General features: G+C 63.1%; 21 protein-coding genes and 1 pseudogene. 11 read left to right on the top strand and 11 right to left on the bottom strand.

Annotated elements, in window-relative coordinates:
• The first annotated feature begins 14 nt into the window (after positions 1-14).
• Complete coding sequence (locus HB675_RS16360; protein ID WP_213879376.1) at positions 15-1076, top strand: alcohol dehydrogenase; 1062 nt, start codon at positions 15-17, stop codon at positions 1074-1076.
• Entirely contained in the window at positions 1076-2005 is a 930-nt protein-coding gene (locus tag HB675_RS16355) for a hydroxymethylglutaryl-CoA lyase (RefSeq protein ID WP_213879375.1), read from the top strand. Before HB675_RS16360 ends, HB675_RS16355 begins: the two co-directional genes overlap by 1 nt.
• A gap of 115 nt (positions 2006-2120) precedes the next feature.
• On the opposite strand, the gene HB675_RS16350 is transcribed toward HB675_RS16355, so the two are convergent.
• The 9 genes from HB675_RS16350 to HB675_RS16310 all read right to left on the bottom strand — a co-directional run bounded on the left by HB675_RS16350 (position 2121) and on the right by HB675_RS16310 (position 11081).
• Positions 2121-3350 (bottom strand): M20/M25/M40 family metallo-hydrolase, encoded by a 1230-nt coding sequence (locus tag HB675_RS16350; protein ID WP_213879374.1) that lies wholly within the window; start codon positions 3348-3350, stop codon positions 2121-2123.
• 27 nt (positions 3351-3377) lie between these two features.
• A complete protein-coding gene (argE, locus tag HB675_RS16345; RefSeq protein WP_213879373.1) occupies positions 3378-4556 on the bottom strand; it encodes an acetylornithine deacetylase in 1179 nt (392 codons plus the stop codon).
• Positions 4553-5218 carry a DUF1028 domain-containing protein gene (locus HB675_RS16340; protein WP_213879372.1) on the bottom strand — a complete coding sequence of 222 codons (666 nt, stop codon included), beginning with the start codon at positions 5216-5218 and terminating at the stop codon, positions 4553-4555. The genes argE and HB675_RS16340 overlap by 4 nt, the downstream gene beginning before the upstream one ends.
• A 10-nt stretch (positions 5219-5228) precedes the next feature.
• On the bottom strand, positions 5229-6689 hold the full coding sequence (locus HB675_RS16335; protein ID WP_213879371.1) for a 4-hydroxyphenylacetate 3-hydroxylase family protein: 1461 nt from the start codon (positions 6687-6689) through the stop codon (positions 5229-5231).
• A gap of 26 nt (positions 6690-6715) precedes the next feature.
• Positions 6716-7237: a flavin reductase family protein gene (locus tag HB675_RS16330; RefSeq protein WP_213879370.1), complete on the bottom strand. Its 522-nt coding sequence runs from the start codon at positions 7235-7237 to the stop codon at positions 6716-6718.
• 100 nt (positions 7238-7337) lie between these two features.
• Positions 7338-8138 carry an ABC transporter permease gene (locus tag HB675_RS16325; protein ID WP_213879369.1) on the bottom strand — a complete coding sequence of 267 codons (801 nt, stop codon included), beginning with the start codon at positions 8136-8138 and terminating at the stop codon, positions 7338-7340.
• Positions 8135-8995, bottom strand: coding sequence for an ABC transporter permease (locus tag HB675_RS16320; protein WP_213879368.1), 861 nt, complete (start codon positions 8993-8995; stop codon positions 8135-8137). The genes HB675_RS16325 and HB675_RS16320 overlap by 4 nt, the downstream gene beginning before the upstream one ends.
• Positions 8992-10101, bottom strand: coding sequence for an ABC transporter ATP-binding protein (locus HB675_RS16315; protein WP_213879367.1), 1110 nt, complete (start codon positions 10099-10101; stop codon positions 8992-8994). Before HB675_RS16315 ends, HB675_RS16320 begins: the two co-directional genes overlap by 4 nt.
• Positions 10065-11081: an extracellular solute-binding protein gene (locus tag HB675_RS16310; protein ID WP_213879366.1), complete on the bottom strand. Its 1017-nt coding sequence runs from the start codon at positions 11079-11081 to the stop codon at positions 10065-10067. The genes HB675_RS16315 and HB675_RS16310 overlap by 37 nt, the downstream gene beginning before the upstream one ends.
• Positions 11082-11334: 253 nt before the next feature.
• Between HB675_RS16310 and HB675_RS16305 the strand changes: the two genes are divergently transcribed.
• Positions 11335-12336, top strand: a complete 1002-nt coding sequence (locus HB675_RS16305; RefSeq protein ID WP_213879365.1) for a LysR substrate-binding domain-containing protein — start codon at positions 11335-11337, stop codon at positions 12334-12336.
• Entirely contained in the window at positions 12317-13063 is a 747-nt protein-coding gene (locus HB675_RS16300; protein WP_213879364.1) for a class II aldolase/adducin family protein, read from the top strand. The genes HB675_RS16305 and HB675_RS16300 overlap by 20 nt, the downstream gene beginning before the upstream one ends.
• 122 nt (positions 13064-13185) lie before the next feature.
• Here HB675_RS16300 and HB675_RS16295 read toward each other — a convergent pair.
• Positions 13186-13416, bottom strand: a pseudogene (locus HB675_RS16295) (alpha/beta hydrolase); the annotation flags it as partial.
• A gap of 334 nt (positions 13417-13750) precedes the next feature.
• Here HB675_RS16295 and HB675_RS16290 point away from each other — a divergent pair.
• The 4 genes from HB675_RS16290 to HB675_RS16275 all read left to right on the top strand — a co-directional run bounded on the left by HB675_RS16290 (position 13751) and on the right by HB675_RS16275 (position 18826).
• On the top strand, positions 13751-14278 hold the full coding sequence (locus tag HB675_RS16290) for a sigma-70 family RNA polymerase sigma factor (protein WP_218626573.1): 528 nt from the start codon (positions 13751-13753) through the stop codon (positions 14276-14278).
• 8 nt (positions 14279-14286) lie between these two features.
• Positions 14287-15243 carry a FecR domain-containing protein gene (locus tag HB675_RS16285; protein WP_213879363.1) on the top strand — a complete coding sequence of 319 codons (957 nt, stop codon included), beginning with the start codon at positions 14287-14289 and terminating at the stop codon, positions 15241-15243.
• Positions 15244-15361: 118 nt separating this feature from the next.
• A complete protein-coding gene (locus HB675_RS16280) occupies positions 15362-17773 on the top strand; it encodes a TonB-dependent receptor (protein WP_213879362.1) in 2412 nt (803 codons plus the stop codon).
• Between the two features lie 3 nt (positions 17774-17776).
• Positions 17777-18826: a hypothetical protein gene (locus HB675_RS16275; RefSeq protein ID WP_256737580.1), complete on the top strand. Its 1050-nt coding sequence runs from the start codon at positions 17777-17779 to the stop codon at positions 18824-18826.
• 98 nt (positions 18827-18924) lie between these two features.
• Here HB675_RS16275 and HB675_RS16270 read toward each other — a convergent pair whose 3' ends face one another.
• Positions 18925-19833, bottom strand: coding sequence for a LysR family transcriptional regulator (locus HB675_RS16270; protein WP_256737579.1), 909 nt, complete (start codon positions 19831-19833; stop codon positions 18925-18927).
• A gap of 335 nt (positions 19834-20168) precedes the next feature.
• Between HB675_RS16270 and HB675_RS16265 the strand changes: the two genes are divergently transcribed.
• Genes HB675_RS16265 through HB675_RS16255 form a run of 3 tightly spaced genes read left to right on the top strand, consistent with a single transcriptional unit; the run spans position 20169 to position 22884 of the window.
• On the top strand, positions 20169-20990 hold the full coding sequence (locus tag HB675_RS16265; protein WP_213879360.1) for an isochorismatase family cysteine hydrolase: 822 nt from the start codon (positions 20169-20171) through the stop codon (positions 20988-20990).
• A gap of 10 nt (positions 20991-21000) precedes the next feature.
• Complete coding sequence (locus HB675_RS16260; RefSeq protein ID WP_256737578.1) at positions 21001-22071, top strand: ABC transporter substrate-binding protein; 1071 nt, start codon at positions 21001-21003, stop codon at positions 22069-22071.
• A gap of 21 nt (positions 22072-22092) precedes the next feature.
• The gene (locus HB675_RS16255) at positions 22093-22884 is read left to right on the top strand and encodes an SDR family NAD(P)-dependent oxidoreductase (RefSeq protein ID WP_213879359.1); all 792 of its coding nucleotides are present in this window, start codon (positions 22093-22095) and stop codon (positions 22882-22884) included.
• The last annotated feature ends 6 nt before the right edge of the window (positions 22885-22890 follow it).

Below are 22890 nucleotides of genomic sequence, written 5' to 3'. Positions count from 1 at the left end.
CAGGAGTCAACGAGATGCGAGCCTTTACTGTTCAACAATTTGCTCAGCCGCTTGAGGCGGTGGAAGTGACCAAGCCCATCCCCCAAGGTACTGAAGTGCTGGTTGAAGTCACGCGCTGCGGCGTCTGCCACACCGACTTGCACCTGCACGACGGCTACTACAGCCTGGGAGGTGGCAAGCGCCTGAACCTGCGTGATCGCGGTATCGTCCCGCCGCTGGTACTGGGACACGAAATCTACGGCCGCTTGGTGGCCAAGGGAGCGGATGCGCCGAGCGGCGAAGTAGGGCGGCATTACGTGGTCTATCCCTGGCTGGGTTGTGGCGACTGCGATGCCTGCCGGCAGGACCAGGACAACCTCTGCGCCGCGCCGCGGTCCATCGGCGTGGTGCGCCCCGGCGGCTACGCCGACTTCTGCCTGGTGCCGCACCCCAAATACCTGGTTGATGTGACCGGCCTCGATCCCAGCCTGGCTGCCACTTACGCCTGCTCCGGGCTGACGGCCTACAGCGCAATCAATAAGGTCGAGATCGATCGCGACCAGGAACTGCTGGTGATTCTCGGCCTGGGCGGGGTTGGCATGAACGGGCTGAACATTGCCGTGGCCCAGGGCTACCGCAAAATAGCCGTGGCTGACCTGGACCCGGCCAAGCGCGCCAATGCGCTGGCCAACGGTGCGCAATTTGCGTTCGATCCCGGCGATTCGCAGGCGGTCCTGGCGTTGATCGCCGGGCAGGGCAACGCTTCGGCCGTGGTGGATTTTGTCGGCTCCTCTGAAACGGCAGCGTTGGGCGTGTCCATGCTGCGCAAAGGCGGCACCTGTGTGATTGTCGGCCTGTTCGGCGGCGAGTTGACGCTGCCGCTGCCGCCGCTGGCGCAGCGCTCGACCGTGATCAGGGGCTCGTATGTGGGCAATCTTGCCGAGCTGCATGCCCTCGTCGAACTGGCCAAGAGCGGTAAAATCGCCGCGCTGGCCGTGGAAACCATGGACATCAGCAAGATCAACCAGGCCTTCGATCGCCTGCGGGCGGGCGGCGTCAACGGCCGTCTGGTACTCAGCCGAGACGAGGAGGCGTGATGAATCTGGACCTGCCGAGATTCGTCGATATCTTCGAAGAGGGACCCAGGGAGGGCTTCCAGATTGAATCGCCCGATATCCCTACGGCCGACAAGGTACGCTTTATCGACGCGCTGTCCGAGACCGGTGTCAAACACATCCAGTGCGTGTCATTCGTCAATCCCAAGCGGGTCCCGGGCATGGCCGATGCCGAGGCCGTGGCGTCGGCCATCGCCCGTACCGAAGGCGTGTCCTACACCGGCATCTGGTTGAACCAGCAGGGGCTTGAACGTGCCGCCCGATCGACACTGGACATGGGCGGCGAACTGCAGGTGTATGCCTCGCAGACCTTCGGGTTGAAGAACAGCAATCGCGACGACCAGCAAATGCTCGAAGAGCAACGACGCTATCTGAACTTTTACAAAGAGCATGGGATCCCCTTGGACTCACTGATCGTGATGACGGCCTTTGGCTGTCACTACGAGGGGGAAATCGCCATCAGCCGTGTCTGCGAGCAGATTGCCTCGGTGCTGACGCTGGCCAGCGAAATGGGTGTCCAGGTGCCCCGTTTGCGCCTCGCCGATACGGTCGGCCTGGCGGTGCCTACTGCGGTGCTGCGGCTGGTGGGTGCCGTGCGCGATCGATGGCCGGACTTGCGCATCGGCTTGCACCTGCACGATACCCGGGGCAGTGGCCTCGCCAATTGCCTGGCGGGATTAAGCCTGGGCGTCGACTCGTTCGACAGTGCGTGCGGAGGACTGGGTGGTTGCCCGTTCGCCGGTCATCGCTCTGCCGCCGGCAACATCTGCACGGAGGACTTTGTGTTTATGTGCCATGAGATGGGCATCGAGACGGGCATTGACCTGCACAAGATGGTCGAATGCGCCCGGCTGGCGGAGCGGATAGTCGGGCATCCGTTGCCGAGCAAGTTGGCGCGCACCGGCGTCTGAGCTGTAAGACACGTGGTCAGGGCCAGGGTTTGCTTGCTCCTTGACCCTCAATGAACCGGCGGGCATCAATCTCGGTGGTACCCGCTTTTACGATGCCTTTACGCGACCCCCGGCCTCAGCCGCAGATGTCCACTGCCGTCAGGGACAACACTTTGGCCACCGTCTCCATTTCGCTGATCACCACATAAGCGCCCTCGGGTCCGGCTGCAGCGAATGCCGCGGTAGGCCCATAGTTGACCGCGCTGACCCCGGCCTTGCACAGCCACGCCGTGTCACAGGCCGAATAGGAAGCCGGCAGGATGGCGCCGACCTGTGCCGGTGGCTTACCCATCACCTGAGTGTAACTGCTGGCCAGCGAGCGCACGATGGGCGCATCGGGTGCGACGTCCACCGGTTCCATGACCAGTCGGCGACGGCCTTTTATGAAGGCAGGTGGTGGCATTTCGATGGAGCTGTCGAAGCTGGGGTCCTCGGCGTGGATCACGTCCAGTTCGCGTTGTACATCGGCCAGTACGCTCTCCACTGTTTGCCCGGGCACGAAGTGCACATCGACGACGATGGTGCACAGGTCCGGCACATAAGGGGGCTCGGACAGGTAGTCCTGGCCGCGACCGCCGATGATGCTGCCGACATTCAGGCGCGGCAAGGCCGGCAGTGGCGGGTAGGGCTCGGCGCTGAAGGTCATGTGCTCCAGGCGTTGCAGGACTTTGGCCATCTGGTTGACCGCGTGCACGGTGTTCTCGCGCTGGCTGAGGTGACCGGAGCGGCCCATGACGTGAATGGCGAAATGCATGATGCCGCTGTGGATGGTGGCGATATTGTCGGCACCGAAGGGTTCGGTAATGATCGCCATGTCGGTGCGAAAGCCGCGGTTCATCAGGTGGTGCATGCCTTCACCCCCCTGGGTTTCACCCACCACGAAAGCCAGCACCAAGTCCCCGGCCAGGGTCACGCCGCTGCGGCGCACGGCCTCGGCAGCCACCATGAACGTGCCCAGGCCACCTTTCATGTTCTGTGCACCATGACCGTACAGACGGTCACCCTCGACCCAGCAGGTCCAGGGGTCGCGTTGCCAGCCGCGGGTCAGGGAATTGATATCCAGATGACCGTTGAACATCAGGCTGCGGCCACCGCCGCTGCCTTTCAGGGTGGCGATGACTTGCAGGCGGCCGGGCTCGACCTCATCGAGTTCGACGGTGTAGTCCCGTGCTTCGCACCACGTGGCGACATGGTGGGCGAGCGGGGTTTCCTCGCCCTTGAAACTGGGGATGGCCACCAGCTCACTGACGGTCTGGATCAGTTCTTCGCGGGTTACCCAGCGCAGTATGTCGTGCGGCTCAGCCATGGGAGGCTCCTGTCGGGCGGTCAAAGGTCAAAGGTCAAAGTCATGGCTGAGGCGGTCCAAAAGCCGTTGCAAAAAGGCGTCGCAGTCGTACAGCTGTTGCAACGTCACGAACTCTTCGGGCTTGTGCGCCTGGTCGACGCTGCCGGGTCCGCACACCACCGTTGCCAGCCCCAGTTCGTTGCTGAACAGGCCGGCTTCCGTGCCATAGGCCACTTTGCGCGTACCTGCGACGCCACAGAGCGCCTGGACGAAAGCAACGGCAGGGTGCTGCTCGTCAATGCCTAGCCCCGGATACTGGTTGTGAACGCGGACGGTCACGCCGACTTGTTCGCTGCGGGCGCGGTAAGGTTCGACGATGCGCTGTGCATCAACACTCAGGGCGTCGAGCATCGGTTGTGGATCGACGCTCGGCAAATTGCGAATCTCGAAATCGATGGTGCAGTCGCGGGGAATGATGTTGACGCTGGTGCCGCCCTGGATCCGCCCCAGATGCAAGGTGGAATAGGGCACGTTGAAGGTCGGATCGCGGTAGGGTGCGGCGCTGAACCGCGCCTGTACTGCCCGCGACGCGGCGATCATTTCACCGGCCAGATGGATGGCGTTGACCCCTTTGTCAGGCTCGCTGGAGTGACCCTCCAGCCCGGTGCAGCAAATCTGGCCCATGACCTTGCCTTTGTGCCCGGTCACCACGCCCATTTCGGTGGGTTCGCCAACGATGCACAACAACGGCAAGGTGGGCAGCTCGGCCAGCACCGGCAGCAGGCGCCGCACGCCGACACAGCCAATTTCCTCGTCATGGCTAAAAGCAAGGATCAACGGCCGGCGCAATGTGCGGGTGCTGGCCAAGGCCGCGCAGCGCAGGGCGCAGGCGATAAACCCTTTCATGTCCACGGCTCCCCGGCCAATCGCTCGGCCGCCCTCGACCCGCAGCACAAAAGGGTCGGCCTGCCAGGCCTGGTCCGCCGTGGGGACCACGTCGGTGTGCCCGGACAACACCACGCCTGCGGCGTCAGCGGGGCCAACGCTGGCGAGGATGTTGGCCTTGCGCCCGTCTTCGCTGATGACTTGCTCACTGGCGATGCCGTAGCCGGCGAGGAAGTGGTTGATGTACGCGATCAGCTCAAGATTACTGTCCGGGCTGATGGTCGCGAAACCGACAAGGTCGTGCAGGATCGACAGGCTGTCGGGGATCTCGAGTGGGGTCATGGCAAATCCTCGGCGGGAGCATCGGCGGGTTGCAGCGCACGGGCCAGATAGAGCGGCATGCGCGGTTCCCACAAGGTCCAGAGCGCTTGCAGTTCAGTGACGGGGCAGTCGTCGGTCCAGTCGACACGCAGATCGACGATGGGCCAGGGTAATTCATGCACCACTTTCATCCCTGCTGAATGCACCGGTTCGGTTTCGCCGCCGGCGTCCAGGCCAGCGCGCAAAGCCAGCAACAGGCGCTGGGCCAGATGGCCGGTGCTGGCCTCGAAGGCCTCGACCATGTGCTGTGGCACTGTGTCGGCCGCCAGCCAGTTGCCGATGGCCACACAGTCGATACCCGTGGCTGCGGCTTTGCGCAGCAGGCAGTGCTCGCCGGTATGAGCGGCCGGCACCCCCTTGGGGGTGATCACCGCCAATTGCCGGTAGTCGGGATCGCTGGCAGTGCGCGCGAGGATGTCCACCGTCTGCTCGGCGCTGGCACCTCGTGCGAGCAGCTCCAGGCCGCGCTCGCCAAGGCTGGGGTCGGTGAAATTCTGCGTCAGCACCGCGCCGTGGCCCGCCCGGGCAAAGGCGCAGCGCGCTGCGACCGCCGGCGAAGAGGATGACACGATCACGCCGAGCATGCCCGTGGCCGGGCAGCGGGCGACAAGACTGAACGTCATGAGCGGGTCCTCATTGGCCAGGGGTGCCATGAATGGCGGGGGACAGGCGTGCCGCCTTCTCCACCACGTCGGCGGCGTGCTGCCAGTCGAAGTTGCGGTACACGGCGCCGGACTGGGCGTAGGGCGGGCTCTGGGCAAACAGGTGGAATGTCAGGCGATGGCCGGCATAGTCTGAGTTGATCAGGTCACGGGCGAAGGCCAGCAGCCGGCGACGGTCGGACGCCTGCCAGTTTTCGTTGACGGAGTAGTACTTCTTCAGCCACTCGCTGGTTTCCGGGTCGTCGAACGCCGCCGCCGAAGGCGTCACACAGATTTGTCCGCCACAGAGTTCCCGCGCCAGGTGCATCATCTGCGGGAGTTGCCCGCAACCGTGCAGGCGGCCGGCATAGATCAGTGACTGGTTGGGCATGCACAGGCCACTGGGGCTGGTCTGTGCGGCCGTGATGGACGCGGTGAGGTGCGCGTTGATGGTTTCCCGATAGCAGGCCAGCTGCACCAGTTTTTCCTGCACGGCGGGCTGTTTCTCCAGGCCGGTCTGGCGCACGTTGAGTAGCGCGGTGCCGATCAACAGGTCGGCATATCGCTCCAGGCGTTGCAGGAAGGGGAACGCGGCGTAGCGGTGCAGGGTATTGCGAATGAAGCCGGCAGCGGCGGTGTGCTGGTTGAACAGCACGTTCTCCCAGGGCACCAGCACATCGTCGTAGATGACCAGCGTGTCCACTTCATCGAAACGGTTGGACAGCGGGTAGTCGTCGATCGAATGCCGACCGGCAAAACCTGATCGGCAGATGAAGCGCATGTTCGGCGCGCTGAAATCGGAGATGAAACCCACCGCGTATTCCGACAGCTTGGCGTCGCCCCAGTTGGCGATGGTCGGCTTCACGAATGCTTGATTGGCGTACGCTGCAGCGGTCTCGTACTTGGCTCCGCGGACAATGATGCCGGCATCGGTTTCGCGCACCACGTGCAGGAGCATGTCCGGATCCTGATCTTGCGGACGCTTGGAGCGGTCGCCTTTGGGATCGGTATTGGCCGAGACGTGAAACAAATCCTGCTTGAGGATGCGCTGGATGTGCGGCGCGATGTTGTCGGCGTAGTGCGAGTCGATGCCTTTGAGCACATCCAGCCCATCATGCAGCGACCACATTTCACCGATGGTTTCATCGCCCACCCGCGAGACCACGCCGCCGACATCGTCGAGCACCGCGTCGACTGCGCGCCGCTTGGCCCACAGGTCGTCCTGGGTCCAGGGCAGGGCGAGGCCGACCGGTACCTCGTCTCCGTCACGGTCACGCGTGACCATGGTCGTGCGCGTGGCAGCCTCGTGCTGCATGTCGTAGATACGCGCACGCACGTCGATCATCGGCTTGAAGGCCGGGTGTACGGTCACGTCTGCGACCCGCTCGCCATTGACCCAGATACGTCGACCGTCGCGGATCGAATCCCGGTACTGCTCACCTGTGCGCAACATAGCTGTGGTGTCCTGTTCTGGTGAAATCAAAGCGCGACTGGCATGCCGTACTGGCGTGCGCAATAGAGCAGTGGAAGGCTGTCTTCGTGACTGCAGCCGGTGACCTGACCGATCAGCAGCAGATGGCTGCCCACCGGCTGTGCGGACACGACTTCGCAAATGAATGTCGCGCTCGCTGCAGCGACGCGGGGCAGTTCGCCGGGTGCCTGGACCCAGGTCGCAGCGCTGAACGCATAGGCGTCGCCCGTGCGTGGGCGCCCCGCGAACGTGTCGGCCAAGGCGTCCTGGCCCTGGTGCAGCAGGCTCAGGCTGAAGCGGCCGTTGGCGGCGACGGCTGCGGCGCTTGGGCTGTCGGCCCGCAGGCACACCAGCAGCAAGGGGGGTTCGGCCGACACCGATGCCATGGAACTGACAGTGATACCCATGCGTCCCGCGGGGCCGTCGGTGGCGACGATGCCAACGCCCGTCACCGCATGGGCCATGGCCTGGAGGTAATCACCCTTTTGGCAGGATTGTGCGGTCAACGTCGGGAATAGTTGCGCGTTCATGTGGGCATCCAAAGGTTTTCTCGATCCGGATGGTCGCCGTGCCAGCGCTGTCCAGTCAAACTCAAACACACGAAACGACGCATAGGATTTTCCGAGGCCTTCAGGGACGTTTGAACATCCGCTCCAGCCCCAGCATTCGGCTGAAGCCCAAGACCATCAGCACCGACAACAGCGACAACAGGGTCGACATCACCGCCACCAGTGGATCGTCGACGTCGCGGATGTGCTGGTACGCGGCGATGGGCAGGGTGTTGCTGTGCAGGTCGACGAGAAACACATTGACCGAGAAGTTATCGATCACCTCGACGAACACAAACACCGCCGCAGCCAGCAGGCCAGTTCGCAGTTGCGGCAGGGTAATTGTCCACCAGGTGCGCAGTGGGCCGTAGCCCAGGTCCCTGGCCGCCTCTTCGGTGGCCGGATCCACCCCCTGATAATTGGCAGCCAGCGCCCGCAGTGCGTAGGGAAAGCAGACCACCAGCATGGCCACGCTCATGCGCACCAGGCCAATGTCCTGGTGCAGGATGCGAAACAGGCTCAGCAGTGCAACACCGGTGATCACACCCGGCACGATCAGCGGCGACAGCACCAGGGCATCGATCCAGCGCTGCCCTGCAAAGCGGTAGCGCGCCAGTGCATGAGCGGTTGGCAGCGCCATCAGCAGGCACAGGGGGGTGACCACCGCTGCCAGAATCGCGCTGGTGACCAGCGCCTCGCGAAACTTTTCCGCCCGCAGGAAAGCGCCATACCACTGCAGTGACCAGGCTTGCGGCGGAAACTGGAAGTAGCGTGATTCGCCCAGGGAATACACCGCGGTGAACACCACCGGTGCCAGCAGGAACGTCAGCATGGCCAAGGCAAACAGCAGCCACAGCGTCTTGCCCAGTATCGCCTTCATCATCCGGCCCTCCGGTACACCGCATGCGTGGCCCAACGTTCGATGGCGAAGAAACTCATCAGGACCGCCAGTGCCACCAGCAGGAAAATCGACGATACGGCGGCCGCGAAGGGCAGGTCGAAGGCCACGAACAGTTGGTCATAGATGTAGTTGGAGATCAGCCGTACACGGCCGCCGCCCAACAGCAGCGGGAAGGCGAACGCGCTGATCGCCAGTGAAAATGCCAGTGCCGCGCCGCCGACGATGGCCGGCAGGGTCAGCGGCACGGTGATCTGCAAGAACACCCGCAATGCTCCGGCGCCCAGGTCGCGAGCCGACTCTTCGATCTGTGGCGGGACCGCGCGAATGGCACCAAAGACGGTGAGCACGAAGTACGGCAAGGTGAAGTGCAGCAGGGCGATGAACACCCCGCTGACGTTGTAGATCAAGGCCAGCGGATGATCGATGAGGCCAGTCCAGAGCAGGGCTTCGTTCAATAGGCCGCGACGCCCGAGCAAAATCAGCCAGCCATACGCACGGCTGATGCTCCCGCACAGGAAGGTCACCAGCAACGCCCCGAGCAATAGTTGACGCAGCCAGGGCCGCGGCGTGCGAGCGATCAGATAGGCAAAGGGGTAACCCACCAGCAGCGTGGCGGCGGTCAGTGCCAGCGAGAAGACCAGGGTCCAGCCGAGCACCCCCAGACCGATCGGATCAGTGAAAAACCGCAGGTAGTTGTTCAGTGTCACTGGCAAGCTGTAGCCCGGCGTGCCGCTGGCCGAATGCAGTAAGCTGACAGCCGCGAAGACCAGGAAAGCACTGAAGAACACCACCATCAGCAAAGCGGCCGGCAAGAGCAGGATCCGCGGTCGAGTGCTCATGCCGTCAGCACGATGGCGAGGCGACGATTGATCGCCACCCCCACGCGCTGCCCCACTTGCAGACTGTCTTCGGTACGCGGCATCACCACGTGCACGCTCGTCCAGCCGAGGTCGACTTCGTATTGCAGGCGGCTGCCGATCAGGGTGATGAAGGCCAGGGTGCCTACCAGGTCGGCGTCCACGTCGGCAGGTGCGACCAGACGCAGCGTCTCTGGCCGCAGTGCCAAGTGCACAGGGTCACCGGCGATGGCACCCCCGTCGTGCTCAAGCGAGAGGCAGCCGTCACCGGCATGGCGGAACACCGTGCGACCTTGAGATTGGCCGACAAAGCCCGGCAGCAGGTTGGGAATGCCCATGAAACGGGCCACGAAGCAGCTCGCGGGGTGGTCATAGAGCTGCGCGGGCGCGGCGAACTGCTCGATGTGCCCACTGTTCATGACCGCGACATAGTCGGAGAGGATGAAGGCTTCGTCCTGATCATGGGTCACCACCAGCATGGTGATGCCCAGTTGGCGCTGCAATTTGCGCAATTCCACCTGCATTTCTTCGCGCAGGTGGCGGTCCAGCGCGCCGAAGGGTTCGTCCAGTAACAGCAGCTGTGGCTCGATGACCAGGCCGCGGGCCAGTGCTACGCGTTGCTGTTGGCCGCCGGACAATTCGGCGGGGTAGCGTTGCCCAAAGCTGTCCATGCGCACCAACGCCAGCGCCGCTTGCACCTTGGCGCGCAAGGCCTCGGTGCCCAGCTTGCGCAGGCGCAGGCCGAAGGCGACATTGTCGAACACTGACATGTGCGGGAACAACGCATAGCTCTGGAACACCATGGCGCTCGGCCGCCGCTCGGGGGGCTGCGCGGTGACGTCCTGGCCGCCGATCAGCACTCGGCCGGTGTCCGGACGAATGAACCCGGCGATCATCCGTAGCAAGGTACTTTTCCCGCACCCGGAAGGGCCCAGCAGCGTCAGCAGCGCGCCCTTGGGCACCGTCAGCGAGACATCGCCGACGACCTTCAGGTCGCCATACCGCTTGCCGAGCCCTGCCAATTCCAGGGCTGGAGTGGCGAGGGCCGCTGTCACCGGCTGATCTCGGCGTTGAAGCGTTCGTTCCATTTGCCGACCTGGTCGTTGATCTTGCCTTCGTCGAAGCTGACCTGATCGCTTTCCTTGGGCAGCACGGCGGCGAGCTCCGGCGCTGGTTTGACGTTGTGGTTGACCGGGCCCATGTTGTACAGGGTCGATATAGTCGACTGCGATTCGCTGGAGAGTACGAAGTCAATGAACTTCAGCGCCATCGCCTGCTTCGGGGTGTTGACCAGCGTCATCACGTCGAACATCACCGGTGCCGGTTTCGGGCTGACCACCGCGACGTCGACCTTGGCATCGCTCAACGGCTTGGCCTGTGAGGGCGGGCCGACCAGCACTGAGACTTCACCCTGGGCCAGGGCCCGGCGCGAATCGGAATCCGAGCCATAGAACATGGCGATATTGGGGCGCAGTTGCTTGAGCGCGGCGAAGCCCGGGTCAACGTTGTCGATGCTGCCACCGTGGGTCAGGGCCGCGACCATCAGCATGCGCGCCTGATAGGTCTGCACGTCGGGCACCGCAAGGCTGTCCTTGAACTCGGGCTTCCAGAGGTCGGACCAGGCCGTGATCTTGCCCTTGACCAGGCTGGGCCGGTAGATGATCGACAGGGGGTAGTAGTACGCGGCGACCCAGGTCGGCGTCTTCGCGCCAGGCATCAGGGCGCTGACGTTGCTCAGCGCGGCGTCGGGGATAGGGGCGAAGAGTTTCTTGTCGCTCGTCACTCGCGCCGCGAGGCTGGAGGTCGAGAACCACACATCGATCTTGGGCGCATCCTGCATCGATTGCAGTCGTGCGTAGCCGTCGGCCGAGCCTGATTGCGTGACCGGCACCACGTGAATGCCGGTCTGCTTCTCAAACTTGTCGGCGACGACCTGCAGCCCTTGCTCCCAGGTCGTGCCCCAGGCCATGACCGCGATCTCCTGGGAAGCGGCACAGGCGGCCTGGCTGCCACCGAACAAGACCGCCACCAGCGAAAATGCCAACGATGAGCTCAACTGCTTTTTCATATTCGATCCTGAGAAAGAAGGGAATGAGTCAGCAGTAGGGAAGGGCGCAAGCGTCAAGACATTCAGCGACAGCGGCTCTCGTTGGCCCCGGAAGTCCGGTCGCAGAAACGTTGCGGGCTGAGCATAACAGCGGTACTTCGCCTAAAGAGTATCGAATTTTACGAGTTGCTAATTAGGATTTTTATTGTTTTATACCGAGGCTCGGCCGGACTATGGTGGCTCGCGTTCAAGCGCACCGATAAGGACCGCACCCATGGCGAGCTACTCTTTGCGGCAATTGCGCTACTTTGTGGCCACGGTCGAGAACGGCGGCGTTGCCCAGGCGGCGCGGCATATCAATATTTCCCAGCCGTCGATTTCGGTGGCCATCAAGGACCTGGAAGCCAGCTTCGGGATGAAGCTGTTTTTCCGTCACCGGTCTTCGGGAATGTCACCGACCGCGGTGGGCCGCAGGTTCTACCTGCATGCGGTGAACCTGCTGCGTCACTCGCGGGAGTTTGAACAGAAGGCCTTTGGCGAGACCAACCTGATCGCCGGTGAAATCTCCCTGGCCTGCTTCGAGACCCTGGCCCCCCTGTATGCGCCACACCTGATCGCGTCGTTCCAGAAACGCTTCCCGGAAGTCGCCATTCGCCTGCACGTCGGTTCGCAGGAGCGCATCATCGAAGGCTTGCGCTCGGGCATCTATGACATTGCGATCTGCTACGTGCAGGGCCTGCCCAATGTGATCGAGCACGTGGCGCTGTTGCCCGACCTGTTTGCCCACGCGGTGTTGCCCCAGGGCCACCGGCTGGCAGAGCACGCCGCCGTGTCGCTGTCGATGCTGGCGAATGACCCGCTGGTGCTGCTGGATATCTGGCCCAGCAATGAATATTTCCTGAGCTTGTTCGAGCGCGCCGGGGTCTCGCCGCGCGTGGCTTACAAGGCCCCTTCGCTGGACATGGTAAGGGGTCTGGTCGGGCACGGCCTGGGCATCTCGGTACTGGTGACGGAACCTGCGAATTCGCAGACCTTCGACGGCAAGGAAGTGGTGACCGTACCGCTGACGGACCGTATGACTCCCTCACGCACGGTCATGGCCTGGCACGGCGCAGCCGAGTTGACCGGACCGACCCGGGAGTTTCTGCACCATTGCCAGCAGAACATCCGCACACCCCGACAAATCACCGAGCGGATGCATGCCAATAGCCAACAGGACAGCGACAATTCCCTGACCGACCAAGAGGCCAACTTTAATGATCAAGAAGCAACCTGAGCCACAGGAACGGCAACTGCGCGTTGAACTGGCAGCGGCTTTCCGTATGGTCGCGCACCTGGACTGGCACGAGGGCGTGGTCAATCATTTCAGCGTGGCAGTGTCGGAGGACGGCAAGCAATTTCTGCTCAATCCGAAATGGCGGCATTTCGCCGGGTTGTGTGCCAGCGACTTACTCTTGCTGGACGCTGACGACAGCCAGGTGATGGCGCGCGCCGATGCGCCTGACCCCACCGCCTGGAGCATTCACGGAACGCTGCATGCCAGGCTGCCGCAGCTGCGATGCCTGCTGCACTTGCACCCCCCTTATGCCACTGCGCTGGCATGCCTGGCTGACCCGCAGATCAAAGCCATCGACCAGACCACGGCACGTTTTCACCAGCGTGTGGTGATCGACCGTTACTACAGCGGCATGGCCGATGACGCGGACGAAGGCCTGCGGTTGTCGCGCCTGCTGGCGCAGCACCCAGTCCTGTTGATGGGAAATCACGGCGTCCTCGTCGCCGGCCCCAGCGTTGCCGAAGCCTTTGATACCTTGTATCACCTGGAACGGGCCTGCAGGACCTTGATGCTGGCCTACGCTTCGGGCCAGCCACTCAGCCTGCTTCCCGACCACGTGGCGGAGCGGACAGCGCGCGACTGGGAGGGTTTCAGCGAATCGAGCTTTGCACACTTTGCCGAAAATAGGCGGCTGCTGGATGCCCGGCACGAGGACTACGCGAGATAGAGCGCAAAGGGCCGGTGCCGTAATTGCGCAAGCGGAGATCGACTGCTGTGTAATGGTCGCCACTATCTGCCTGTGATATTCAATGCCTGGCTGCATCGCTACCTCAGCACACAAGTGGCGGTCTACCCCTGACTGCAGAGAGTCGTGCCGCCTAACACTTCAGCCACCCAGTCGGCGATGTAATGCCCGGCATTGATGCTGATATCAAAACTGAAGTGCTGCACACCGCCCTCGCGGTCGGTAAAGATTTTCAACTCGCGTTGCGGGCTATTGACCAACTGTTCGTAAGTGCGTTGCGCCCACTTGAGCGGGATCTGTGAGTCCTTTTCGCCGTGGGTGACAAAAAACGGCACCTATGACCGCGGTACCTCTGCCACCACTGTGGCGGTGTTCGAGATCAAAAAGCCCAGCGCGGGTGCGCTCTGCGGGCTGCCTTGGGCTGGTGGGTGAGGCGCTGACCACACCGGTATCGCGCTGTTGATAATGTTCCATGATGATCATGCGCTGCGCGTCCCTTTGCCGTTCGACGCGTACGCTGCCGTCTTGTGCCATGGCGCCCACGCAAGTGCTCAACAATACAAAGGCGGACAAAGCATAAAGGCTTTCATAATGTTGCATCGACAATGCTTTTGAGAGTGGTTATCATCCGTAACACCACTCGCATCTCTCTGACGGTCAAACGCCATCTTGCCCACGTCCCTCTCAACTTCCAGCGCCGTTGGCAGCCTGTATGTCGACCACGGCGGCTGGCTTCAGCAGTGGTTGAGCCGGCGCTTTGGTGGTTCCTTCAATGCCGCCGATGTCGCCGACCTGACCCACGACACGTTCGTACGTCTGCTGCTCAAACCCTGTGAGTTTGACGGCAGCGGTGATGCTCGGGCATTTCTGTGCACGGTGGCGCGGGGTTTGTGCATCGACCAATGGCGCCGCCGCCAGTTGGAACGCGCCTGGCTCGAGGCGCTGGCTTCGCAGCCGGGGTTCGTCGAGCCGTCGCTGGAATACCGCGCGCTGGTGCTGGAAGCCCTGGAAGAGATCGATGCCATGCTACGGCGTCTGCCCGGCAAGGCGCGGCAGGCGTTCCTGCTGGCCCAGCTGTACGGCATGGGCTACCGGGAGATTGCCGCCGAGGTGGGGGTGTCGGAGCGCATGGTCAAGAAGTACATGGCCCAGGCGATGTTCCAGTGCCTGGTGCTCGAGGCCAGCCTTTCACCATGAATCCCGATATGAACGGCGCCAATGCCCCCGGCTACCCGGTGCTGCAGCAAGCCGCCAGCTGGTACGCGCTGCTGGGCTCTGAACGCGTGACCGAACACGACCGCAGCCAGTGGCGGCATTGGCACGACCAGCACGCTGAGCACCGTCACGCCTGGAGCCTGGTGGAACGGGTAGGCGGGCGGTTCGGGCAATTCAGCGACGCGGCGGAGAAAAAGGGCGCGATGGTGGCCCTGCACGACAACGGCGGTCCGCGTCTCAGCCGACGTCGTACCTTGTTATCGCTAGGCGGCCTGACCCTGGCCACTTGGCTGGGCTGGCGTACCTTGGGCGGCAGCACCGCTGCTGGTGAATGGCTCGCCGACTACGCCACCCACACCGGCGAACAGCGACAGGTGCAATTGCCCACAGGCGGCCGGCTCTGGCTCAACACCGCCAGCGCCATGGACATGGATGGCCCCCGGCTGAAGCTGATCAGCGGCGAGGTCCACATCGACGACCGCCTTGGGCACGGCGGCAAACTGCAACTGGATACACCCTATGCCGAGCTCGGTGCCGAGCGCGCCAGGTTCAACCTGCGCCTGGGCGACACGGGGCTGTGCCTTGATGTGTACGCCGGTACCGTCGAGGTGGCCTGCAAAGGCCAGCGCCAGACCGTGCAACCGGGCCAGCAGATCACCGTCGACCGCCAAGGCCTGGGTCCGTCGTCGCCCGCCAGCGAACCGCACCGCGCCTGGGTGCAGGGCGTGTTGGTGGCTGAAGGCACGCCGCTGGGCCAGGTCATCGCCGAGCTGGCCCGTTACCGCCACGGCTATCTGGCCTGCGACCCGCGCATCGCCCGCTTGTCAGTGGTCGGCACCTTCTCCATCCGCGACACCGATCGCGCCCTGGCCTCGCTGGCCAGCGCGTTGCCGATACGGGTCAACCGCCTGCTGCCCTGGTGGGTCACCCTGGAAGCGCGTGCCTGACGACCGCGCGCTTTTTCTTCGCGAATATTTTCGATAACTCGGTTCCCTTTTCGCGACCGCCGTTCGGTATCAGGGAAAGCACGCTATTTCACCTACCTAACGTTGCGGAACCGGCCACATGTCTTCGATCTACAAGCGCTCGCGTCATTTCAACCTCACGCCCTTGGCAATCCTCGTTCCTTTGGCTTTTGGTGGGATGGCCCTGTTGGCCGTCCCCAACGCCCAAGCGGCCCAGGGCATGCAGACCTTTCACGTGCCCGCCGGTAACCTGACCCTGCAACTAGCGCGCTTCGCCCAGCAGGCCGGCATCGAGCTGGCCGGTAACGCCCAGCTCACCGACGGCCGCAGCGGCCCCACCCTGGAAGGCGACTACAGCGTCGACACCGCCCTTGCAGTGCTGCTCAGCGGTGCTGGCCTGCAAGCGCAGAAGCAGGCCAATGGCAGCTACGTACTGGACGCCAGTGGCGACCTGGAGATCGCCGCCACCGAGATTGATTCAAGCAGCGACGTCAACACCAGCTACCAGCCGGCGCCACCGACCTCCAGCTCCATCCTGCACAGCGACAAGCCGACGTTGAACACCCCACAGGTGGTCAACGTCGTCACGTCTCAGGTGCTGCGTGACCAGAAGCCGCGCAACCTCGACGATGCCCTGGCCAACGTCAGCGGCATCACCCAAGGCAACACCTTGGCGTCGACCCAGGACACCATCATGAAGCGCGGCTTCGGCGGCAACCGCGATGGCTCGATCATGCACAACGGCATGCCGCTGGTGCAGGGCCGCGGCCTCAACGCCGCCGCCGACAGCGTTGAAGTGCTGAAAGGGCCGTCGTCCCTGCTGTACGGCATCATGGACCCGGGCGGTGTGATCAACGTGGTCAGCAAGCGCCCTTCGCTGCAGGCCTACAACTCGATCAGCGCCCGCGCTTCAGGCTATGCTCACGGCCGCGATGGCAGTGGCGGCACTCTCGACAGCACTGGACCGATCGGTGACACCCCGCTGGCGTACCGCATGATCGTCGACTACGAGGACGAGGATTACTGGCGCAATTTCGGCACCCACCGCGAATCCCTGGTGGCGCCATCTCTGGCCTGGTATGGCGACGACACCCAAGCGGTGCTGTCTTACGAGCACCGCGAATACCTCACGCCGTTCGACCGTGGCACCGCGCTGAACAACAACGGCAGCTTCCTGAAAGTACCGCGCACCGAGCGCCTGGATGACACATTCAACACCATGGAAGGCCGCTCCGACCTGACCCAGCTGCTGGTCGACCACCAGTTCGACGACAACTGGAAGGGCCACTTCGGCTACAGCTGGAACCGCGAAACCTACGACGCCAACCAGTTGCGCGTCACCGCCATCGCCAACAACGGCGCGGCCACCCGCAGCAACGACGCCACCCATGGCGCGGTCAGCACCGACAGCTATGCGATCGCTTCGATGGAAGGGAACGTCGAGGTAGCCGGCTTCCAGAACGACCTGCAGTTCGGCCTCGACAACGAAAAACGCAAGATCTATCGCGCTGACCTGTTGCGGCAGACGCCGTCCAGCGGCTTCAACGTCTACAACCCGGTTTATGGCCAGATGAGCCCGTCGTCGACGGTGTCGGCCAGCGACAGCGATCAGACCGACAAGCTGCGCGCGCAGTCGGCCTTCCTGCAGGACGCGCTGCACCTGACCGAGCAGTGGACGCTGGTACTCGGCGGCCGCTACCAGATGTACGACCAACTGGCAGGCAAGGGCCGGCCATTCAAGACCAACACCGATATCAACGGCGAGAAATTCCTGCCCCGCGCCGGGCTGGTGTACCAGTTCAACGACGTGTTGTCATTCTACGGCAGCTACACCGAATCGCTGAAGCCGACCTCCAGCATCGCCCAGCTGTCCAGCGGCGTGACCATCGATTCGTCGGTGCTGCCGGAGCACGCCAAGTCTTATGAAATCGGCGCCAAGCTGGAAATCCCCGGCCGCGTGACCGGTACCCTGGCGTTGTTCGATATCGACAAGAAGAACGTGCTGGTATCGCAGTACAACAATGCCACCGGCGCCACTGACTGGCGCACCTCTGGCGCCGCCCGTTCGCGGGGCGTGGAACTGGACGTGACCGGGGAAATCACCGACGCCTGGAGCGTGATCGGCAGCTACGCGTACCTGGACGCCATCACCACCAAGGACCAGCTCTACCAGGGCAACCGCCTGTGGAACACGGCGCGCCAGACCGCGGCGCTGTCGGCGGTCTACGACTTCGGCAACGTGTTTGGCGGTGACCGCCTGCGCGTCGGCAGCGGCGCCCATTACGTGGGTGAGCGCCCGGGTGATTCGGCGAACAGCTTCTACCTGCCGTCGTACACCACGGTGGACGCGTTCGCCTCGTACGACACCCACCTCGATGGTCACAAGCTGAACCTGGCGTTCAACGTCAAGAACCTGTTCGACCGCACCTACTACACCTCCAGCGTGAACCGCTACTTCATCTCCATGGGGGATGTGCGCCAGTTCACCCTGTCGTCGACGCTGGAGTTTTAAACCATGAAGACGTTGAAACGGCTGACCTTGGCCTTACCGCTGGTGTGTGGCCTGGCCCATGGGCAAGACGCGCTGCTGTACCGCACCGAAGCCGTGCGCACCTTGCCCGGCAGCGGCCACAGCTGGGGTTTCGGCGCGCTCGACCCGAACAGTCCGACCTTGTTCGTGGCGCGCCGGGAAAACGGCCTGAGCCTGTTCGACGTGCAGCGGCAGAAAGCCCTCGGCACGCTGGCCAACTCCACCGGCGCCAACGCGGTGGTGCTGGTGCCGGTGCGCAACCGCGCCTACGTTGCCAACATGGACGGCAGTCTCGGCATCGTTGACCTCAAGCAGCGCAAGGTGCTGGAGCGCTTGCCGGTGGACAGCGGCAACCTCAACAACCTGCTGTACGACGGCCACAGCGACCGGGTGATCATCACCAGCGGCCGCCGTGGCGACCACTCGACCCTGTACTTTCTCGACCCGGCCAGCGATCGCATTGTCGGCGAGCGCGACATCGCCGCGCGCAAGCTCGATGGGCCCATTGGGCTGAAGGACGGGCGCTTTATCGTGCCGCTCAGGGATGAAGATCAGGTCGCGGTGCTCAGCGGCCCCCAGCTGGCCGAGCAGCGCCTGCTGAGCTATCCGGGTTGCGGCAAACCGAGCGCGCTGGCCGCGGACGAGGCGGGCGGGCATCTGTTCGTGGCCTGCCGTGGGGCGCCGCCGGTGCTGGTGATCGCCGACCTGGCCAGCGGCGCGCTGCAGGCCACGCTGCCGATCACCCATGCGGTCAACACCCTGGCCTATGACGCGCAGCGCAAGCAGGTGCTGATTCCCAGTGGCGTCGACGCCAGTCTTACCGTGGTCGGCCAGGACGCCGACGGCCGGTTCCGCCTGCGAGGCGCCGTGGGCACCCGCCCGTGGGCTCACAACATGGTGTTCGACGCCCAGCGCGGCCGTGCCTACCTGTTCGCCATGGACTTCACCCAACCGGCGCCCACTGCCGAGGTGCCGAAAGCCGACCCGCAGTTCCATGCCGATACCTTCAGCATCCTTACCTTGAAAGCGCATTGAAGGCCGCTCAGGCGGCCCTCAACGTCAGTGGCGCTCAGTTGGAGCTCTTCGCAACGCGTTCTATCGATTGCACGCCTCAAGCAACGAGACCTGCAGATTCACTGATCACTCCCAAACACCTGCGAAATGTATTCGGCAAAGGCATACACAATCACCGGAAGCTGACGCCCGCGAAGACCTGCCAGTACCAGTCGGCCTTTCGGAAAACCACTGTCATCAATGTCTCGGCTGATCAATTGGCCGCCGTCGGTCATGACCCCAATCGCCACTTGAAACGACAATGCCTGTTCGTAGTAGAGGTATCCGCGCAGAAAATCGAAGCTATTGCTTTCGATGGCGGGGCGCAGTTTGAGCGAGCGACGCACTAAGTAGTCATTCAACAGTTGCCGCCCGGCCATTTCGTCAGATGGCAGCACGAGCGGATATTCTGCGCAGTCGCGCAATCGTATCTTGCCGGCCTTGGCAGCCAGTGGATGATCTCTGTGCATCATGACGCACAGAGGTTGTTCCTGTTCTGCCAGTACCTGAATGTCATTCTCAGGTGCGAGATTGAAGACAAGGGCCAATTCGGCTTCGAAGGTGCGCACGGCGTTCAGTGCCTGGCGATGGCCGCCGACCTGGACATGGAATTCGACCATGGGGTGGAGCGTGCGGAAGTGCGCGATGTGCTTGGGCAGAAACACCGACGCTACGGCCTGGCTGACGACCAGGTTGACCGTACCTCGGCGCAGCCCCTGGAGGTCTTCGATCTTGGAGCGCACCTGTGCAAGGTCGGCTGCCCGCGTGCGGATATAGCTGACGAACAGCTCGCCGGCTGCGGTCAGGCGCATCCCGCGGGGCAGGCGCTCGAAGATCGGCGTGCCGAGCTCTTCTTCCAGGTCCTGAATTCGCCGATTGACTGCGGAGGGCGCGACGTGAAGACGTTCGGCGGCTTGGCGAATCGAGCCGACCCGTGCCACTTCATCCAGATACTGCAGAAAGCGCAAATGGTTCAAGGCAGTTCCCATCTTTGGTAACAGCCGTTGAGCCTGTCACAGGCTTTTGACCGGCGTCAACGCTCAGCCAGCATGGCAATATTTGCGCCTTTTTGGTACGTCCCGCACCAGTATCGAGCAAGGGGACGCCGCCGCCGATAGTCCTGTTCCTGAAGTGTTCCTGCAACCCCTTCCAAGGCGTTGGGCAAATCGCCTTCAAATCGCGGAGCGTGCAGCCATAGGCGTTTTGCGGGCATCCCCGTTGCCACGGGTGTGCACGTGCAGTGTTGCCGATACGGCAACGGTATAAGCGCGTAAAGGCAGTCATCCGAACCGGATGCTGGCATGTGCAGTGCTTTGTTCCTTGCATGAATATCAAACCGATCGACCTCATCCCTGATCCCGCCGACGGCATTGCCGCCGACGTGAAATTCGGCCCCGCCGAGCACAACGCCTGGTCGGTCAGCGATGGGGCAGTCAGCCTGGTTCGCCAGCCCCGGCTGCCTCGCACGCTCAGGTTCGCGAGCAGCCTGCTGGATCTGGAAATCGACCTGGGCCGCAGCGCCATCATCGTCGTGGATATGCAGAACGACTTCTGCCACAAGGAAGGCTGGTTCGCCCAGAAAGGCGTCAGCCTGCGTGCTACCCGCAGACCCATTCCGGTGTTGAAAAAGCTCTTGCCTTGCTGGCGTGAGGCGGGCGGGCAGGTGGTCTGGTTGAACTGGGGGATCCGTGCAGATCGGGCGAACCTGAGCCCGACCATTCACTTCAAGGGCAAGCGCACGGCGACGGGTATCGGTTATGCGGAGCGCTCCCCCATCGATCGCGGCTTGTCGGTGGTCACAGGTGAGTGGGGCGCCCAGGTGATCGATGAGCTCAAGGTCGAGGCGGCGGACCTGTCCGTCGACAAGCACCGCGTCAGTGGTTTCTGGGACAACGAGCTGGATGCAGTGTTGCGCCTGCGCGGCATTACCACACTGTTGTTCGTGGGCATCAATACCGATCGTTGTGTCTTCTCCACGCTACAGGACGCCGCGTTCCTGGGCTACGACTGCATCCTGCTCAAGGACGCCTGCAGTACGCCGTCTCCCGCTTACGTCACACGCTCCATCTTGTTCATCGTCGAGCAATTGCACGGTTTCGTCGCCACGGCGCAATCACTTCTCACCGCACTCGGATCACCTCGCTAGGAGTTACCCCATGGCTATTTTCTTTTCCGGGCCCCAGGCCTGGCGGGCGCTCTCGGCCCAAATTCGGACGACTGGCGCAGTCATAGGCCTCGGCGCAGCGTTTTGGATGGCCGCAGGCACGGCGTTGGCGGACACGCCGATCAAGCTGGTCATGTCCTGGAAATACGAAGGGCCTCAGGCGTTCTATTACCTCGCGCAGGATAAAGGCTACTTCAAGGCCGAGGGGCTGGATGTGACGATCGATCAAGGCGAAGGTTCGTCGGCCTCGGTGCCCAAGGTCGCGGCGGGCGCTTATGACGCCGGGGTCGGTGATACCAGCGCACTGATCCAGATGGCGGCGCGTGAGCCTGCCCAGGCACCCAAGGCCGTTTTCATGATGTTCAACACGCCGCCTTTCGTGATCGCAGTGAAGGCGGACAGCCCGATCAAGACGCCCAAGGACCTGGAAGGCAAAACGGTCGGTGCTCCTGCGGGAGATGGCGCCCTGAAGCTGTTCCCCGCCCTGGCCAAGCAGACCGGCATTGACCTGTCCAAAGTCAACATTACCAACATGGCGCCCAACCTGCGCGAGCAACTGCTGATGCGGGGGCAGGTAGATGCAGTGTTTGGCTACCTGACCACCATCACGTTCAGCGCCAAGGCCATGGGCATCGATCCGGACAAGCAACTGCGCTTCATCCGCTATGGCGACTACGGGATGGACCTGTATTCCAACACGATTTTCTTCTCGCAGCCGTTCATCAAGGCGCACCCCGAGGCGGTGCGCGGCTTCCTCGCGGCGCTGGACAAGGCGATCAAGGATGTCGTGGCCGATCCCGATGCCGGTATCGATGCGGTGATGAAACGTGAGCCGCTGCTCAAGCGTGATGTCGAACTGGCCAAGCTCAAGACCTCCATCGCCGTGGACATGAGCCATCCGGAAATTGCCCGCATCGGCCTGGGCGATGTGGACGAAGAACGCCTCAAGAAAAACATTGCCGTGGTGGTCGAGACCAATGCGTTGCCCGCCACGCCTTCACCTGACGCGGTGTTCGATCGCCGCTTTTTGCCGCCGCGCGACACACGGCTGTCATCGCTCTAAGACCCTTTCGGGAGAACCGACATGAATCTGCAACTCAATGGAAAAGTCGTGGTGATCACCGGCCCTGCCAAAGGCATGGGCCGTGCTGTCAGCCTGGCATTTGCCGCAGAAGGCGCGCACCTGGTCCTGGCCGGTCGGGACACCGGTGCCATCGAGCCGGTCGCCGAAGAAGTTCGGGCACTGGGTGCCAGGGCCCTGGTGGTGAGCTGCGACATGACCCTGGCAACCGACGCCCAGGCGCTGGCTGATGCGGCCTTGGCTGAATTTGGCCAGGTGGACGTGCTGGTTAACGTGGCCGGGGGGTCGGGGCCGATCGGCAAGACCGGGTGGGAAACCACCCAGGCGGAGTTTGACGAAATCGTCCAACTGAACATGACCGGCTCGTTCAATACCATGAGCGCCGTGGTGCCGGGGATGATCGAGCGCCGCAGCGGCAAGATCGTCAACGTCGGTGGCACCTTCGGCATGCGCGGCCGGGCCGGGCGCATGGCGTATTCGGCCTCGAAATGGGGCCTGCGCGGCATTACCAAAAGCTTCGCGCTGGAGGTGGGCGAGTTCGGCATCAATGTCAACTGCGTGGCCCCCGGCATGGTGGACGGCCCGCGCTTTCGCGACAAGGTCTGCGCCAACATGGCAAAAAAACTCGGGATCAGCCCCGAGGAAGCCGCTACTCGCCATGCCGCGGACTACGCCCTCAAGCGCGTGTCCCTGGACAGCGATATCGCCAACGCCTGCCTGTTCCTGGCCAGTGACGTTTCCCGCCAAATCACAGGTGTCGATCTGCCGGTAGACGGCGGATGGGCACTGCTTTAAGGAGAA

The sequence above is a fragment of the Pseudomonas sp. dw_358 genome (genome assembly GCF_018449655.1).
In the GTDB taxonomy this organism is placed as follows: domain Bacteria; phylum Pseudomonadota; class Gammaproteobacteria; order Pseudomonadales; family Pseudomonadaceae; genus Aquipseudomonas.
The sequence above is the reverse complement of the archived record's forward strand: the minus strand, read 5'-3'. Positions and strand labels throughout refer to the sequence as shown.